This window comes from Acrocarpospora corrugata (genome assembly GCF_009687845.1).
Taxonomy (GTDB): Bacteria; Actinomycetota; Actinomycetes; order Streptosporangiales; family Streptosporangiaceae; genus Acrocarpospora; species Acrocarpospora corrugata.
In genome coordinates, this window is the sequence record NZ_BLAD01000048.1 from 106,759 (window position 1) to 122,822 (window position 16,064).

A 16,064-nucleotide genomic window follows, 5' to 3' on the forward strand; every position below is an offset into this window, starting at 1 on the left:
CACAGCCGTCGCGACCAGCCCCGATGAGCTACCGGCCGCGCTGGATGTCGATCCGCGGCGGGATCCCGGCGGCCTGGTACGCCTCGGTCTCGTCCAGGGTCTCCTTCTCCAGCAGAGCGGTCACGATGCTGTCGAGCTTGTCCCGGTTGTCGCGAATCACCTGCTGGGCGGTCTCGTAGCATTCCTCCACGATCCGGCGGGCCTCCTCGTCCACCTCCGCCAGCGTCGCCGAAGCGGCCTGCGGCTGGTCGTCCAGGGGAAGCACGTTCAGCGGCCCGATCTTGGGCGACATGCCCCACCGGCCGACCATGCCCCGGGCGATCGCGGTGACCTGCTCCAGGTCGTTCTCGGCGCCGGTGGTGACCAGGCCGAAGACGACCTGCTCCGCCGCCATCCCGCCGAGCGCGCCGACGATCCGGCCGCGCAGGTAGTTCTCGTCATAGGCGTACCGGTCGTTGTCCGGGGTGGACAGGGTGACGCCGAGCGCGCGGCCCCTGGGGATGATCGAGATCTTACGGACCGGGTCTGCGCCGGGCTGGAGCATGCCCAGCAGGGCGTGGCCGCCCTCGTGGTAGGCGGTGCGGATACGTTCGTCTTCGGGCATCACGATCGCGCGAGCCGTACCCAGCTGGAGTTTCTCCAGCGCGTCGGCGAGGTCGGCGGAGTGGACCTTGACGTTGCCGCGCTTGGCGGCCAGCAGGGCCGCCTCGTTGACCAGGTTGGCCAGGTCGGCGCCGGTCATGCCGGGGGTGCTTTTGGCGAGCCTGGTCAGGTCGACGTCCGTGCCGAGCGGGACGCCCCGGGTGTGCACTTTGAGGATCTCGGTGCGGCCCGCCGCGTCCGGCGGCGAGACCACGATGTTCCGGTCGAACCGCCCGGGACGCAGCAGCGCGGGGTCGAGGATCTCCGGCCGGTTCGTCGCCCCGATGACGATGACGCCCTCCCCGGCCGTGAAGCCGTCCATCTCGGTCAGGATCTGGTTGAGAGTCTGCTCTCGCTCGTCGTGGCCGCCGAGCGTGCCCGCGCCCCTGGTCCGCCCGATGGCGTCGATCTCGTCGATGAACACGATGGACGGCGCGACCTTGCGGGCCTCCTCGAACAGCTCGCGGACCCGGGACGCGCCGACGCCGACGATCATCTCGATGAACTCGGAGGCGCTGGCCGAGAAGAACGGCACGCTCGCCTCGCCCGCGACGGCCCGCGCCAGCAGCGTCTTGCCGGTCCCCGGCAGCCCGGTCAGCAGCACCCCTTTGGGAAGCTTCGCGCCGAGTCTGCGGTACTTGGAGGGCTCCTTGAGGTAGTCGACGATCTCGACGAGTTCGTTCTCGACCTCGTCGATCCCGGCCACGTCCGCGAAGGTGACCCTGACCTTGTCGCTCTCGATCGGCCGGGCGGCCCGGGATCTCCCCAGCGCGCCGAGGCCGCCGCCGCCCATCATGGAGGTGCCCCGGCGCAGCAGCCAGACCCACACGCCGGCCAGCAGCAGCACCGGCAGCAGGGACAGCACCAGGTTCCAGAACGTCCCGCGCCCGTCGGCGAGCGGCTCCGCCTTCACGGTCACGTTCTGGCTGGTCAGCTGCTGGAAGATCTGCTCCTTGTTCGCGAAGACCGGCATCTCCGTGGCGAACTTCGTGAACGCCCTGCCATGGTCGTCGGGGTCCTTGGCCGCCGCCTTCAGAGTCCCCTGGATCGAGTAGCCGGTCGCGTAGATGTCCTTGACGTTGCCCGCCTCGACCTGCTTGGTGAACTGGGTGTAGGAGATCGTCTCCGCCTGTTCTGTGTCGAAGAGCGAGGAGACCACGAAGAACAGCGCGTACGTGATCAGCAACGTCAGCGCGAACCGGAACCAGTTGATTCGCGGTCCGCGTGGTTTGTCCGGGGGGAGACCCTCGGCGCGCCAGGGCTTGGGCTCGTCCTCGCCCGCGGGCTTGTCCGGTTCCCTGCGCTCCTGCGGCTGGTCGGCCACCGGGTCTCCCCCCGCCCGTCCCCGGGCTCAGCCGCGAGCCGCGGCCACGGCGTGCTTGAGCTGGTCCTCCTGCTCCTGGTTGAGCGAGGTGTGCATGATCCGCCCGCCGTATGGCGCGAGCTGCGGGATGACCTTGTCGGGCGTGCTCTTGTCGATCAGCAGGAACAGTGCGGCCGCGCCCGGCTTGAGGCCTTCGGCCAGATCCCGCATGAACTTGTCGTCGACGCCCACGTCGCTCATCGCGCCGACCGCGGCACCGGTGGCCGCGCCGACGGCCATGCCGAGGAACGGCATGAAGAAGATGAGCCCGATCAGGCCGCCCCAGAGGGCGCCCCCGGCCATCTCCGCGCCGGTGGTGCCCACCATCTGCTTCATTTTGATCTTGCCGTTCATGGTGCGTTCCACCACGGCCATGTCCTGGACCATGATCAGCCGCTCCTTCTGCAGCTGGTTCACCTTGTCCCGGACTTCCATCGCCGTGGAGACGTCGTCGTACGCGATAGCGATCAGATTCGCCATTGGAGACCCCCCGATATCCAGATGGCGCTATATCTCCCCAGCTGAGAGCGGTCTAAAGCACCTTGATCCTGGACATCACCGTGTTTATGTCGCGCCAGCGCTTCTTCTGCGCGTCCGGCACGGTGATGAACACCAGCGCGGGCTTGCTCTCCGGCACGTCCAGCAGCGCGAGCGCGGCCATCGAGCGGCGCTTCTCACCCTTGATGGTGTAGTTGACCTGGTAGCCGAGCAGCCAGCCGCTCCGGTCGTCCACGGTGATCGGCTGGGACGCGGTCCAGTTCAGGGTGGCGCCGGCGGGGTGGTGGTTGAGGGTCCAGCGGGCCGCCAGGAAGGCGGTGTCGCGCAGCGTGTCCTGGACCTCGATCGGCACCGGGCAGGAGACCAGCATGCCCCGGTAGGCCGAGCCCTTGATCCGGCCGAGCATCTGCCGGGAGGCGAATGGGGACGCCTTGGCGAGGGCCCATTCCTTGCTGAACCGGGGCACCGCGACACCGGAGCGGGTGTCCTTGATGGCGCCGCGGACGGGTGCGGACCGACCGGCGAGGGCGGCCAGCTCAAGGTCGCCGCCCGGTAACTCGGGGAGCCGGGGGTCGTCCTGGGCCGTCGTCAGCGCGGTGGTCGCGGTCGGGGACGGCGGCGCCGAGGCCACCACCGCGCCGCTGGAGGAGTGGGTGGGCGACGGCGGCGCCAACGTCGGCGTCGGCGTGGCGTCCGCGAGGGCCGGGCGGGTGCCAGGCTCCTGCCTGGTGGCCACCACGGCCGCGACGAGCATGCCCACGAGCCCGACCACCACGACGCCCGCGACGGTCCGGTACACCAGCCGCATCGGCAGGTCACCAAGGCCCTTGCCCGATGCTGGCGGCGGTGGAAGCTCCGGGATCGTTATCTTCGGTAACGGAGTGGTCTCGGCCTCAGCCGCGACGTACGTCGGAACCGCCTTAGTCCCATAGTCCCCAGGTGACACGAACGGGAGCGTACGCGAACTCCGGGTATTTTCGGGTGCGATCACCATCACACTTCGGGAACAGGTCCGTACCCGATAATTGGTCGGATAATGGTGGCGTGCACGTCGAACTCCGGTTCACCCCCGGTACTGGTGTCCATCACGATCTGTCCGCCGTTCGCCAGGACGGCCGCTGCCTCTGGGTGGCCGGAGACGAGACCGCGACCATCGAACGCCTCACCTGGCGGGACGGCTCCTACCAGGATCACCATTCTTTTCGGCTGTCCGAATTCGTTGACTTACCGGCAGGCCCGGACGACGAAGCCGACATCGAGGGCCTGGGCCGCGCCAACGGCTGGCTGTGGGCGGTCGGCTCGCACAGCCTCAAACGCAAACGCGTCAAACCTGGCCAGACCGGCGAAAAGGCCCGCAGGCGGCTGGCGTCGGTGCTCCGCGAGGAGAACCGCTTCATCCTGGTACGGCTGCCGCTCGTCGAACGCGACGGCCTCCCGGTCCCGGTCCGCAAAGACGGCCGCAGAACCGCCGCAATCTTCTCCGGCCCCGGCCGGAATCTCGCCGACATGCTCGCCGGCGATCCGCATCTCAGCCCGTTCCTCCACCTCCCGGGCAAGGACAACGGATTCGACATCGAAGGCATCGCGGTCATCGGCTCCCGCGTCCTGGTCGGCCTGCGCGGCCCCGTCCTGCGCGGCTGGGCGGTCGTCCTGGAGATCGAACCGGAGACGCACCCCCACGACCCGGAGCGGCTCCGCCTGAAGGACGGCTACCGAACCCATTTCGTCGACCTGGACGGGCTCGGCATCCGGGATCTCTGCCCGGTCGGCGCCGAACTGCTCATCCTGGCCGGGCCGACGATGACCCTGGACGGCGCTTTCCGGGTGCTGCGCTGGCGTCCCAACGGCGACTTCGAGAACCCGCCGTCACTGGTCAAGGAACTGCCCGTGGTCCCCGGCGCGGACCGCCCGGAAGGGCTCGCGCTGCTCCCCGACGGCCGCCTGCTGGTCGTCTACGACAGCCCTTCGCCGAGCAGACTGACCCTCGACGGCGTATACGCGGACATCGTCTAGCGGACATCGTCTAGGGGTGCCGCAACGGTCCCCAGCCGTCCGGCCGGAAGCCGCCCTGCCGGAGCCACGGCGTGTCCGCGATCGCGGTGACCGAGCCCGGCTCGATCTCGGTGAACCCCGCGTCCCTGACGGCGGGCAGCCCGCTCTCCAGGAGCGCCCGCCAGATCCCCGGCGACGCCGTCCGCACGTCCACCGCGAAATTCGCGGCACGCCAGATCGCCCGTTCCTCCGGACCCGTCCCCCACCAGGCGAGCTGGGCGGCGTGCCCGACCTGCGCCATCGCCTTGCCCGCTGACATCTCCAGGCCGGGATTCACCCACAGCACCAGATCCCCGGCGGGTTCGGGCGGGTGGTGGTCCGCCAGATCGGTTCCGGACACCTGCAACCGGGACAGTTCCTTCGGCCAGGCGTCCAGCGGGATCGGCGGGTGCACCCGCACCTCGGCCGTCCCCGCCGTCGCCGTCAGGCCCGGCAGCTCCAGCACCCGCTGCCACTCCGCGCCCCTGGCCCGGCGGACCACCTTGCGGATGCCGATCTGCTCCCACTCGGCGATCGCTTCGGCCCATTCGCCCTGGTCGTCGAGGAGGGTCAGGACGGCGCGGGCGGCGGCTTCCAGCGCGTCGGCACGTTCCGGCGGGGTGGCACGCTCGATCCGTACCACCAGGGGCAGCACTCGTTGGGTCACGTGGTCAAGGATGCCGTACGGGTCCGGGTGATCAGCAAGGACATGATCGCGGCGACCGCGCAGAGGGCGCCCGCGCCGTACCAGGCCAGGTCGTAGTGGCCGAGGTGGTCGCGGGTCAGGCCGGCCAGGGTGGCCGCGAAGGCGGCGCCGATCTGGTGGGAGGCGAAGACCCAGCCGAAGACCACGCCGCCGTCCGCGCCGTAGATGCGGCGGCAGAGCGCGGCCGTCGGCGGCACGGTGGCCACCCAGTCCAGGCCGTAGAAGATGATGAAGATCAGCATGCTCGGCTCGGTGGTGGCCGCGAACAGCTGCGGCAGGACCAGCAGGGACGCGCCGCGCAGCGCGTAGTAGACGCCGAGCAGGACGCGCGGATCCATCCGGTCGCTGAGCCAGCCGGACAGGATCGTCCCGACGATGTCGAAGATCCCGACCACGGCCAGCAGCCCGGCGGCGGTCGTCTCGGCCATGCCGTGATCGTGGGCGGCCGGGATGAAGTGGGTGCCGACCAGGCCGTTCGTGCTGGCGCCGCAGATCGCGAAACCACCCGCCAGATACCAGAACGGGCGCGTCTTCGCCGCGTCCCTGAGCACCCGGACCGCGCGGGCGGCCGCGCCGCCGGACTGGACCGCCACCGGAACGTCCTCGGTCGCGCCGTACGGCCGGAGCCCGAGGTCCTGGGGGCGGTCGCGGAGCAGGAACCAGATGAGCGGCACCACGGCGAGCGCGGAGGCGGTGACGGTCAGCGCGGCGGCCCGCCAGCCGGAGGACTCCACCAGCAGGGCCAGCACCGGCAGGAAGATGAGCTGGCCGGTCGCGCCGCCGGCGGTGAGCACGCCGATGACCAGGCCGCGGTGGCGGACGAACCAGCGGTCGGCCAGGGTGGCCGCGAAGACCAGCGCCATCGAGCCGGTGCCGAGGCCGACCAGGACGCCCCAGCAGAGCACCAGCTGCCAGCTCTGCGTCATGAAGACGGTGACGCCGCTGCCGAGGGCGACCAGAGCGAGCGCCACGGTGACCACCCGGCGCATGCCGAACCGGTCCATCAGGGCGGCGGCGAAGGGGGCGGTCAAGCCGAAGAACATCAGGTTGATCGAGACGGCGAAGCCGATCGTGGCGCGGGACCAGCCGAACTCGCGTTCCAGCGGGGTGATGAAGACGCCCGGCGTGGCGCGGAAGCCGGCCGCGCCGATGATCGCCACCAGGGCGACCGCGGCCACGATCCAGGCCCGATGCACGCGCAACGCACGCTTTGTCGGCCCAGCGACCGTTTCATCATCTTTGCCGGTAATCGTCATGGCGCCCATGATGTCGTCATGAAATATCGCCTGACGAGTGGCCTGATAGCCAATATGTGAAAGAATCCGGCCATGGGGTTCAAGCCGCATCGGGTGGTCGTGCTGGCGATGGACGACGTCGCCCCGCTGGACCTGGGGATTCCGGGGCAGGTGTTCTGGTCGGCCGTCTCCGGCGGGCAGCGCCTCTACGAGGTGGTGACCTGCACCCCCGACGGCCTGCCCGTCTCCTGCCGGGCCGGCTACCAGATCCTCCCGGATTACGATTTGTCGGTCATGGACACCGCGGACACGGTCGTCGTCCCCGGCATCCACGGCGGCTCCGCCTGGGAGCAGGGCGTCATCACCGCCGAGGTGGCCACGGCGCTCCGGCGCGCGGCCCGCTACGCCCGGGTCATGTCGATCTGCACCGGAGCGTTCGTGCTGGCCGCCGCCGGCCTGCTCGACGGCCGCTCCGCCACCACCCACTGGCGCCACACCGACCGCTTCCGGGCCTTCTTCCCGCAGGTACGGCTCGACGCCGACGTCCTGTTCATCGACGAGGGCGACATCCTCACCTCGGCGGGCAGCGCCTCCGGCATCGACCTGTGCCTGCACGTGATCCGCCAGGACCACGGCAGCAGGATCGCCAACCAGACGGCCAGGAGCTGCGTGACCCCGCCCTTCCGGGAGGGCGGCCAGGCCCAGTTCATCGAACACCCGCTGCCCGACACCAGCGGCCTGTCCACCGCCGCCACCCGGGCCTGGACGCTCGCCCGCCTGCACGAACCGCTCGACCTGGCCGCGCTGGCCGGTCACGCCCAGATGAGCGTGCGGACCTTCACCCGCAGGTTCCGCGAGGAGACCGGCCTCAGCCCCGCCCGCTGGCTCACCCGGCAGCGGGTCGAGCACGCCCGCCACCTGCTGGAGACGACCGACCTCCCGGTCGACGAGGTGGCCAGGCACGCCGGCTTCGGCACCGCCGTCTCGCTCCGCCAGCACCTGCACGCGGCCGTCGGCGTCGCCCCGCTCAGCTACCGCCAGACATTTCGGGACACGGCGGGTTCCGTCTGAGTGCTTCCAGCGGGGATTGTTGTCCTACGACGGCGAAGGGGCGCTGATGCCAAGCCTGCAGGTCCGCACCGACCGGCACGACCCGTACGTGGTGATCACCGTGCTCGGCGACGTGGACACCACCACGATCGACCACCTCCAGGAGCAGGTGAAACACGCCCAGCGGGTCTCCGCGCACCTGCTGTTCGACCTGGCCGGCATGACCTTCATGGACAGCGCGGGCATCCGGGTCCTGCTGGACGCCTACAACCACGCCCGCGCGAACCAGGGCACCGTCGCCGTCTGCTCCCCCCGCCCGTCCCCCAGGAAGGTGATGGAACTGGTCGGCCTGACCGACTACATCCCCGTCCACGACACCCTCATCGAGGCCCTGACAGAGCTTTAACGCCGGGACACAGGCCGCCGCCGTACCTCCTTCGGCCGCCGCCCGGGAGCCTGGTCGGGAGTCTGATCGCCGCGCCGTTTCCGCATGACCCACCAGGCCACGCCGAGTATGACCAGCCCGAACGGCGTCTTGGACAGCCATCGCGTCACGAAAAGCTGAAATATCCTCTTCATAAGCGGATTACTGCCCAGGAAAATCCACCCCGAACGGAACGAAGCCGCGACACCGGGTGGATCGGTGCCGCGGCCCCGCGTCAGTAGGACCTATCTCCTCGGATTCTGCTGAATCCGCGGCTGCACGTACGGCGGCCCCGAGAAGATCAGATCAGCCTTGATCGAGTTGTACGCCCGCTTGGGCTGGTAGCTCTCGTCATAGAGGGTGGCCAGCCCCTCCGGCGGGTTGGTGAACCAGGTCGGCACCCACGAGTGCTTGTCCGTGAATCCCCACACCGTGTACGACAGGCAGTGCCGGTTGGCCAGGCACGCCTGCATCAGCACGCTGTAGTTGCCGGCCGACGCCTGCAGGCGCGGGTTGATCTCGTTGGAGTCGCCCGCCTGCACGCCCGCCGTCATCTGGCTGCGCACGTCGACCTCGGTGAACGCGGTCGCCAGCCCCAGGTCCGAGAAGGCGTCCAGCGCCTCCTTCACCTGGAAGGCGTCGTAGTTGCCGTACTGGGTGCCCAGGTGGCCCTGGCTGCCGACGCCGTCGATCGGGACGCCGCTCTGGCGGAGCTGCTTGGCCATCTTGTAGACGTACCAGGTCTTGTCCGACAGGCCCTTGTCGCCGAAAGCTTCAAGGTTGTAGTCGTTGTAGAACAGCAGCGCGCTGGGGTCGGCGGCCCGCGCCCACCGGAACGCGTCCGCGATGTACCCGGCGCCCAGGTGCTGCGCCCAGAACCCCTTCAGGTGGATCTCCGCCGGGGTGTCCCACGGGTCGCTCGCGGCCTCGTTGACCACGTCCCACTGCCAGATCTTGCCCTTGTACCGCTTGACCACATTGGTGATGTGCTTCTTCAGCAGGTCACGCAGCTGCGCCGTGGTGATGGTCCCGTTGGCGACGCCCTCGGTCAGCCAGGCCGGCAGCTGGTTCTGCCAGACCAGCACATGCCCGCGCACCTTCTGGTTGTTCCGCTTGGCGAACTCGATGAGCTTGTCCGCCGGCGCCCAGTCGTAGGTGCCCCGGGTGGGCTCCAGACTCTCCCACTTCATGACGTTCTCGGCCGTGACCGTATTGAACTGCGACGCGACGAGCTGCCGGTACTGCGGGTCGTTGGCGTCGTCGAGCGCCGCCATGTCCACCGCCGTCCCGATGTAGAGACCGTGCCGCGCGCCCAGCGCACGCAGGCTCTGCTCCGACGGATCGGCCGGGGTACTCCCCGCCGATACCGGAACCGCATTCAGCGTGCCCGCCAGCACCACCGCAACGGCGCTGGCTAACACAAGACGCCTCAACCTCATCGAACATCCTTCCGACCCGAGGGCGTGCCTTGCACCGACTCAATGACCTTGGGAGCGCAGGTCCGCTAACCGAACCCCGTTCCAGGGCCCAGCCAGCCGAAAGTGATACCGAAATATTTCGCTACCGTGCCGAAACTTTAAGGTAACCAACACGGACCGTCAACCACCGGAGCGCTACCGCTTGGCCCTGCGGTAGGCGTCCAGGACGTCCTGCCGCAGCAGGTATCCGAATCCGGCCCGGTCAAGGCGCAGCCCGAGGGCGGCCGCGTCGGTGCCGAGCGCGGCGGCCGTATCCTGCACGTTCCAGTCGTGCTCGGCCAGCCTGGCGAGCAGGTAGCCGCGCCGGCACTGCGCCTCCGACAGCCGGAAGGTCTTCAGGTACGCCAGCCGCCCGGCCTCGTCCGTGATGGTCTCGCCGATGTGGTTCTCGCGCTGCCGCTCGAAGGAGGGCAGAAACCGCGCCAGGACGAAGCGGCCGAGCCGGTACACCTGCTGCACGCGCTCCGGCGAGCCCAGCAGGCCCGCCGCCATGACCGAGTCGTGGAAGGCGGCCCATTCACGCTCCTGTCGTACGGCCTGGCCGCGCAGATCCGCCAGCGAGGAGACCGTGGTCTCGTCGATCACGGCGGGGAAGTCCCTGGCGGGGTAGAACAGGGCGTAGTGGTGGATCAGCTCGCCGTACAGGTCCCGGACCAGCGTCGGATGCAGGGCCAGGTAGTCCTCGGGATGCGGCACCACGAAGGCGCTGGCCAGCGTGTCGCCGACGTAGAGCAGCAGCCCGCACTGCCCCGGGTAGATCTCGAAGACCCGAAGTGCGTCATCGAGCCCGCGAACCTGCGTACCGCTGTAGGCCTCCTCGGCTCGCGGCGAGAGCCCCTGCGCGATCGCCCGCCGCGACCACTCCTCCCAGACCACCGGCGGCCCGCCGAAGTGCAATGCGAGAAATCCTTCCAGTGCGAGATGCAGGGGCAGGAAGCGCAGCCGGTTCTTCACCTCCCGCCGCGCCAACCGCCGCCGTACCCGCACGCCGACGTGCCGCAACGGCTGCCCCAGCTGCGTGCCGTACGCGGCGGCCGGCGTCCCGTCATCGGTCCAGGACGCGACGAAAGCATGCGGAATGTACGCGGTGTACGCCGTCTTGTCCGGCAATGCCACCAATGACGGCTCATCACCGTAGATCTTGGCGTGCAGCCGCAGATCCCTGATCGGCTCCGCCCGTACCAGCGGGACCAGCCGAGCCGCCCCCCAGGTCTGCGCGGGCCGAGTCTCAAGCCCCGCGAAATCGATCACCGCCGTGCCGCCCGATCCGCCAGATAGGCCCGCAACCCGGTCAGCCCGCTACGCCCCTCGGCGAAGCTCGCCAACTCCACCAGCGCGGGCAGATCCTCCGCGTCACGAATCCCCACTGTGGGCACCATCGGCGACAGCCGCCGCACGTCGAACTGCTCCGCGTCATAGACCGGGTTCAGATGCACGACACTGACCTCCCCCATCGGATCCAGCTTCCGCCGCCAGACCCGCAACACCTCCCCGGCCAGCCCCGGCGGCGCGTTGTCCCACCCATCCGAAACGATGACCAGCCGCTCCGGACGCAACTCCAGCGCATCGATGATCCGCTGCCCCAGCGGTGTGGCACCCACCGCCCGCACCCCCAGCGGATCCGAACGACGCGACAGCCACAGTCCCGTATAGGAACCAGCCAGCGCCTCCAGCAAGTAGTGGCACCCCAGCGCGACCGCCAGCGGCCGCCGCCGCTTCACCGGCGACCCATACGAGGAAAAACTGTCATCCAGCACCGCGACAACCTTCCCCCACGTCCCCGCCCGCGCCCCGGCCGCACGCGCAGCCGAAACCCGGAACGCCTCAGCGAACTCGGCGCCCCGCTCCGTAACCGGCCGGGAAAGCGCATAGGAAGCAAGCCGAACCAGCGGCATAGCCCCCAGATCGGCCCGAGTATCCACCCCACTCGCTTTCGCCGAATCCGCCAGCCGCAACCTCTCCAGCCGCGTCAACTGCGGAGCGATCCGCTCCAGAAACACTCCCCGGTCAATCCCCTGCCAAGCCGCGAACCCCTCCGCCACCGTATAAGGCAATTCATACAGTGCCGCCTTCTCATAGTGCGCCCGCCGCCACACCTCAAGAATCGGAATATCAAAACGCGACCGCCGCATCGGCGCGAAGAGAAAGTCGCCCAGCTCTCCCCCCACCCGCAGATGCGCATGCCGCACCGCCGCCTTCACCCCGGCCCGATACTTCACCGCGTCAAAGGCCAGATCCCTGCGCCCGGCCAGCCAGTCCCGAATAATCGCCCTGGTCCGACGGTTGTTGACCCCGTCCCGCCGCAGCTCCCGGAAGAGCCGATAAACCCGCGGCGGACTCATCCGCGCCAGCCGCCAGGCGATCAGCCGTCCATCACCGACCCCCCGCTCCCGCAGCAGGTTCCGGATAATCATCGCCGCATTGTGATCGTTGATGTCCAGGGCCAGCGCCCCCGCATACAGATCCGGATAGTTACCCTGGATATATTGATGCAGAAAGTCCAGCGAAAGCCCCTGCTCAATCCCGGTGCTACGAAATTCGCGCTGCCCAGTCGACGTGATCGCCGCATTCGCGAAAAGCAGCACGTCCTCGCACTCGATCAGCTCGGCATACGTGTCCATCGCACCCCTCAATGAAGACAGACCGGCCGGGGAATGGAGGCACGAACTGCGAAGCATCGCTTCAAAGGCGGTTTCCGGAAGTCACACCGAAGTCCCGCGGCCAGCCTGCCCCCGGACGCTACCAGCCCCCCACCCAACCACGCGAAGGAATTACGCCAAAAGACCCAAAGACCCCAAACCCACCTTCACACTTGCCGCGCCTAAATGGTTTGCCCGCAGCTGGCGCGCACTGTGATGCTCGGCCGAGCAGGAACAGAGAGGAACCTGCCAAATTGGCCATCACCGCATCCAGCAAGCCGTCCGAGTCCGAGCCGGAAGTCCGCACGGCGGCCGGCGTCCTGCGCGGCGGCAGGGAGGCGGGCCTGGCGGTCTTCCGCGGCATCCCGTTCGCCGAACCACCGGTCGGCGCCCTCCGTTTCGCCGCCCCGCAGCCAGTGCGCAGCTGGGACGGTGTACGCCCGGCGGTCGCCTACGGCCCGCCGCCCCCACAGTCCGGCCTCCTCGGAGGCCCCCAGGACTCCGCCGGCGACGACTGGTTGACGATCAACGTCTGGACACCGGAACCGGATCCCGCGGCAGGGTTCCCGGTGATGGTCTGGATCCCCGGCGGCGGTTACGTCGCGGGCAACTCCAGCCTCCCGGAATACGACGCCGGCCACCTGGCCAGGAGCGGAGTCGTGGTCGCCACCCTCAACTACCGTCACGGTATCGAGGGTTTCGCCCAGATCGACGGAGCCCCGGCCAACCGCGGACTGCTCGACCAGGTCGCGGCCTTGCAGTGGGTCCGGGACAACATCCGGATGTTCGGCGGCGACCCCGCCCGGGTCACACTCTTCGGCCAGTCCGCGGGCGGCGGATCGGTCGCCGCGCTACTCGCCATGCCACGCGCCATGCCACGCGCCGCCGGCCTCTTCCACCGGGCGGTCGCACAGAGCGTGCCGGGAACGTTCTTCTCCCCCGAACTCGCCACCGACATCGCCGCCGCCTGCGCCGCCGAACTGGGCGTACGGCCCACAGTGTCCGGCCTGTCGGCCGTGGCCCCGGCCCTGCTGCCTGCCGCAGGCGACGCGATCTCCCACAAGGCGGCCCAGTGGCGAGAACCCTGGGGACAGATCACCCACCGGCCGACACCGTTCGCACCGGTCGTCGACGGTGACGTCCTGCCCGCAACCCCGTGGCAGGCACTCGCCGACGGCGCCGCCCGGGACATCGCCCTCCTCGTCGGCCACACCCGCGACGAACACCGGCTGTTCAGCCTGATCGACGGCGTCCTCGGCCAGATCACCCACGAGCAGACCGAAACCGCTCTGCACATGCTCGCCCCCGGCCCGAACGGCACACACCGCTACCGGGAGGCATTCCCCGCCGCCACCGACGAGGAACTGTACGAACTGGTCAACGCGGACTGGCTGTTCCGCATGCCAAGCCTCCACCTAGCCGACGCGCAGCTCGCCGGCGGCGGCCAGGCCCACCTCTACGAACTGACCTGGTCAGCCCCGGCAATGGACGGCGCCCTCGGCGCCTGCCACGGCCTCGACGTACCACTCGTCTTTGGCAACCTGTCCAGCGGACAGACCGCCATGCTGATCGGCGACCCGCCCTACCCAGCGGCGGAAGAACTGTCCGCACAGATCCGCAGGTCGTGGACGGCGTTCGCCACTACCGGCGACCCGGGCTGGCCCCCATACGACACCGCCCACCGCCTCACACAGCTCTTCGACACACCATCGATGGTCACCGCCTACCCGGAAGAGCCCTCACGCCTCCTGTGGCAGAACCACACCTTCCCGGCGCTCCCCCTGCTAACGCGGTAAGCGCCACTCAACCACGGCAACGCGCCAGCAACCTCAGGGCGCAGCCGTTGATTGATTACGGCCACACGTACCGTGCCGGTGACCCCGAAACACGGGATCACCGGCACGGCACCTAATGCGGAGGTAGCGACAGATTGGTCAGCGGCCCCAGCCCGGCGTGATGCCGCACTTGGCGCGTGCGTTGATGCAGACCTTCACGAGCGCACCGAGCTTCTCCGGCTTCCATGCGTTCATGAAGTCACCATGCATCGAGGACCCCAAGCCCGACGACAGCGCCAGACCGTCACCACCGAGCGAGTCGTACCCGACCATGAGCGAAATGTTGGGGACCGCGACCGGATAAGCGCCGGAGCACCGGCCGTCCTTCGACCCCCCCATGTGCGACTTGTGGTCAGGCGAATCGATGTGCTTACCGTCCCAGCAGTCCTGGAACGTCAGCTGGTAGATCAAGTTGCCACCCGGCGCACACACAGGCCAGTTGCCGTCCGCGCTACGCCCGGTCTCCGCACTGCCGGCGCACCAGAACTGCCCACTGGCACCCTTCGGCGTCGCTACCTGCCGCTTCGCATCACCCTGCACCGCGACCAGACCCGGCGGGAACGGCACGACGTCCGCCGGATCCTTGAGCCGGGAGCCGTAGTACACCCGGAAGTTCTTGATCGGAACCGGCTTCCCATTACGCAGCATCTGCGGCACCCAGTAAGCGCTGTTGTCCCCAGGCGCATTGCAGTTCGTGGTACTCGCAAGCAGGTCTTCCGCCGTGGTGCTTGCCGTCACCTTCGGCCCGAAGAAGGTGTGCATGTGAGAGGCACCAGGCAAGCCCGGCAGCACAACCGGGTCATCCTTGGCCTCGTTGGACACCGCACAGTCGGTATGGAACTCAGGAACCCTCACGATTCCCGCAGGAACCGGTATGGGCGCCACCTTGTTGTATACGTCCAGAGCCTTCTTCCATTCAGCCTGGTTCACCGGCACCCAGCCAGCCCCAGACGCGGGAGTGGTCGGGGTTCCACTGGGCGTCGGCTTCGTCGGGGTCGGGGTCGGGGTCGGGGTCGGAGCCGACGTGGGGGTCGAGGTCCCCGAGCCAGTACCAAAGACCTGAAACTCCCACAACGAAACGCCATACCGACTGGACCGCTTGGTCGCGTACAACCGCACAAACCGTCCAGTGGCCGACACATTGATGGTCTGAACACCACCCTTACCCGCCGCAGTGGTGTACACCGTCTTCCAGGAGTCGCTACTGCTGGCCGCGGTCTGAATTTGGAACGCCGTAGCGTAGGCGTTCTCCCAGTTGATAACGATCTTCTTGATGGCAGTGGACTTGCCAAGATCGACCGCAAGCCACTGCGGGTCACTGAACTTACTGGACCAGCGCGTACCAGCCTTCCCGTCAAAAGCGGCCGCAGGCGACAGATCACCGCGCTCCGCCGACGAGGCCATGGCGACCCGCCCCTGCGAGAGCGGCACCTCGGCCGCAACGGCCGGGAAGGTGACGCTCACCACAGAAGCGCCCAGAAGCCCAGCAACAACACCAGCCATCGCCAGACGGCGCACCTGACGTACGGCGGACGCGCGTCCGGCTCGAATGCCGCGCGAGGCGGTAGTACTCATGGTGAATGAAGTCCTTGTCCGTCGAGGAGTCCTACAGGGTCCCTTCAGCAGCACTCACACGCGCCACCACACAGGAGACCCCCAGGTCACCCCCAAATAACAAAAACCTCAGCCAACCTCAAAAATTTTGTCCGCCCGCAAACCCGAACCCCACGATCCCCACAGAAGCCGAAACCACGAACAAGCCCTCAACACATCAAGAAGCCAGCGTGATCCAATCCCCCTTCGACCCCCACGGCAACCGGGCCGGGGGCGTGGGGGCAGCGCCCCCACACCGGGGGGTCGGGGGGTCGTCCCCCCGTGTAAATGACGAAGGAGACCCGCGAAGCGAGCCCAAGCTCGCGACGACAGGTCTCCCGTCTCCGAGTGGAGCTATGGGGATTCGAACCCCAGACCCCCTCCATGCCATGGAGGTGCGCTACCAGCTGCGCTATAGCCCCGCACGTAGCCCCGCAGCGGTTTCCCGCGTGCGGTGCCACGCCAGTGTATAGGACATCGGGGAGGAGGTTGTAACCGTTAACCCAGCGCGCGAGTCCGGGTGATCAGGTCGGCGAGTTCGGTCACGGCGGCGTCTTCGGTGGTGGCGGC

The 16,064-nt window shown here is 68.5% G+C and carries 14 protein-coding genes and 1 tRNA gene; 4 read left to right on the plus strand and 11 right to left on the minus strand.

Going from position 1 to position 16,064, the window contains the following annotated elements; all coding sequences use genetic code 11:
• Positions 1-28 precede the first annotated feature (28 nt).
• Genes ftsH through Acor_RS15670 form a run of 3 tightly spaced genes read right to left on the minus strand, consistent with a single transcriptional unit; the run spans position 29 to position 3,311 of the window.
• The gene (gene ftsH / locus Acor_RS15660) at positions 29-1,966 is read right to left on the minus strand and encodes an ATP-dependent zinc metalloprotease FtsH (protein ID WP_155337374.1); all 1,938 of its coding nucleotides are present in this window, start codon (positions 1,964-1,966) and stop codon (positions 29-31) included.
• 27 nt (positions 1,967-1,993) lie between these two features.
• Complete coding sequence (locus Acor_RS15665) at positions 1,994-2,485, minus strand: DUF1269 domain-containing protein (protein ID WP_155337375.1); 492 nt, start codon at positions 2,483-2,485, stop codon at positions 1,994-1,996.
• A 52-nt stretch (positions 2,486-2,537) separates the two neighbouring features.
• Positions 2,538-3,311, minus strand: a complete 774-nt coding sequence (locus tag Acor_RS15670) for a hypothetical protein (protein ID WP_155337376.1) — start codon at positions 3,309-3,311, stop codon at positions 2,538-2,540.
• 236 nt (positions 3,312-3,547) lie between these two features.
• Between Acor_RS15670 and Acor_RS15675 the strand changes: the two genes are divergently transcribed.
• Positions 3,548-4,516, plus strand: coding sequence for a DUF3616 domain-containing protein (locus Acor_RS15675; RefSeq protein ID WP_155337377.1), 969 nt, complete (start codon positions 3,548-3,550; stop codon positions 4,514-4,516).
• Between the two features lie 10 nt (positions 4,517-4,526).
• On the opposite strand, the gene Acor_RS15680 is transcribed toward Acor_RS15675, so the two are convergent.
• The gene (locus Acor_RS15680; RefSeq protein ID WP_218034308.1) at positions 4,527-5,201 is read right to left on the minus strand and encodes an aminoacyl-tRNA hydrolase; all 675 of its coding nucleotides are present in this window, start codon (positions 5,199-5,201) and stop codon (positions 4,527-4,529) included.
• Positions 5,198-6,442, minus strand: a complete 1,245-nt coding sequence (locus Acor_RS15685) for an MFS transporter (protein ID WP_422664809.1) — start codon at positions 6,440-6,442, stop codon at positions 5,198-5,200. Before Acor_RS15685 ends, Acor_RS15680 begins: the two co-directional genes overlap by 4 nt.
• A 126-nt stretch (positions 6,443-6,568) precedes the next feature.
• On the opposite strand from Acor_RS15685, the gene Acor_RS15690 reads away from it, so the two are divergent.
• Positions 6,569-7,546, plus strand: coding sequence for a GlxA family transcriptional regulator (locus Acor_RS15690; protein WP_155337380.1), 978 nt, complete (start codon positions 6,569-6,571; stop codon positions 7,544-7,546).
• Positions 7,547-7,592: 46 nt separating this feature from the next.
• Positions 7,593-7,931, plus strand: a complete 339-nt coding sequence (locus tag Acor_RS15695; RefSeq protein ID WP_155337381.1) for an STAS domain-containing protein — start codon at positions 7,593-7,595, stop codon at positions 7,929-7,931.
• Here the strand turns inward: Acor_RS15695 and Acor_RS15700 are convergent.
• The 4 genes from Acor_RS15700 to Acor_RS15715 all read right to left on the minus strand — a co-directional run bounded on the left by Acor_RS15700 (position 7,928) and on the right by Acor_RS15715 (position 12,048).
• On the minus strand, positions 7,928-8,104 hold the full coding sequence (locus Acor_RS15700) for a DUF6203 family protein (RefSeq protein ID WP_281353229.1): 177 nt from the start codon (positions 8,102-8,104) through the stop codon (positions 7,928-7,930). The two genes, Acor_RS15695 and Acor_RS15700, sit on opposite strands and share 4 nt — an antisense overlap.
• Positions 8,105-8,194: 90 nt before the next feature.
• Positions 8,195-9,388, minus strand: coding sequence for an endo-1,4-beta-xylanase (locus tag Acor_RS15705; protein WP_155337383.1), 1,194 nt, complete (start codon positions 9,386-9,388; stop codon positions 8,195-8,197).
• Positions 9,389-9,562: 174 nt separating this feature from the next.
• Complete coding sequence (locus Acor_RS15710; RefSeq protein WP_155337384.1) at positions 9,563-10,678, minus strand: ARPP-2 domain-containing protein; 1,116 nt, start codon at positions 10,676-10,678, stop codon at positions 9,563-9,565.
• Complete coding sequence (locus tag Acor_RS15715; protein ID WP_155337385.1) at positions 10,675-12,048, minus strand: hypothetical protein; 1,374 nt, start codon at positions 12,046-12,048, stop codon at positions 10,675-10,677. The genes Acor_RS15710 and Acor_RS15715 overlap by 4 nt, the downstream gene beginning before the upstream one ends.
• A 272-nt stretch (positions 12,049-12,320) precedes the next feature.
• Between Acor_RS15715 and Acor_RS15720 the strand changes: the two genes are divergently transcribed.
• Positions 12,321-13,862: a carboxylesterase/lipase family protein gene (locus Acor_RS15720; protein ID WP_218034310.1), complete on the plus strand. Its 1,542-nt coding sequence runs from the start codon at positions 12,321-12,323 to the stop codon at positions 13,860-13,862.
• A gap of 138 nt (positions 13,863-14,000) precedes the next feature.
• Here Acor_RS15720 and Acor_RS15725 read toward each other — a convergent pair whose 3' ends face one another.
• Together Acor_RS15725 and Acor_RS15730 are read right to left on the minus strand one after the other, a co-directional pair.
• Positions 14,001-15,476 carry a DUF1996 domain-containing protein gene (locus Acor_RS15725; RefSeq protein WP_218034311.1) on the minus strand — a complete coding sequence of 492 codons (1,476 nt, stop codon included), beginning with the start codon at positions 15,474-15,476 and terminating at the stop codon, positions 14,001-14,003.
• 367 nt (positions 15,477-15,843) lie between these two features.
• Positions 15,844-15,916 (minus strand) — tRNA-Ala (locus tag Acor_RS15730).
• Between the last annotated feature and the right edge of the window lie 148 nt (positions 15,917-16,064).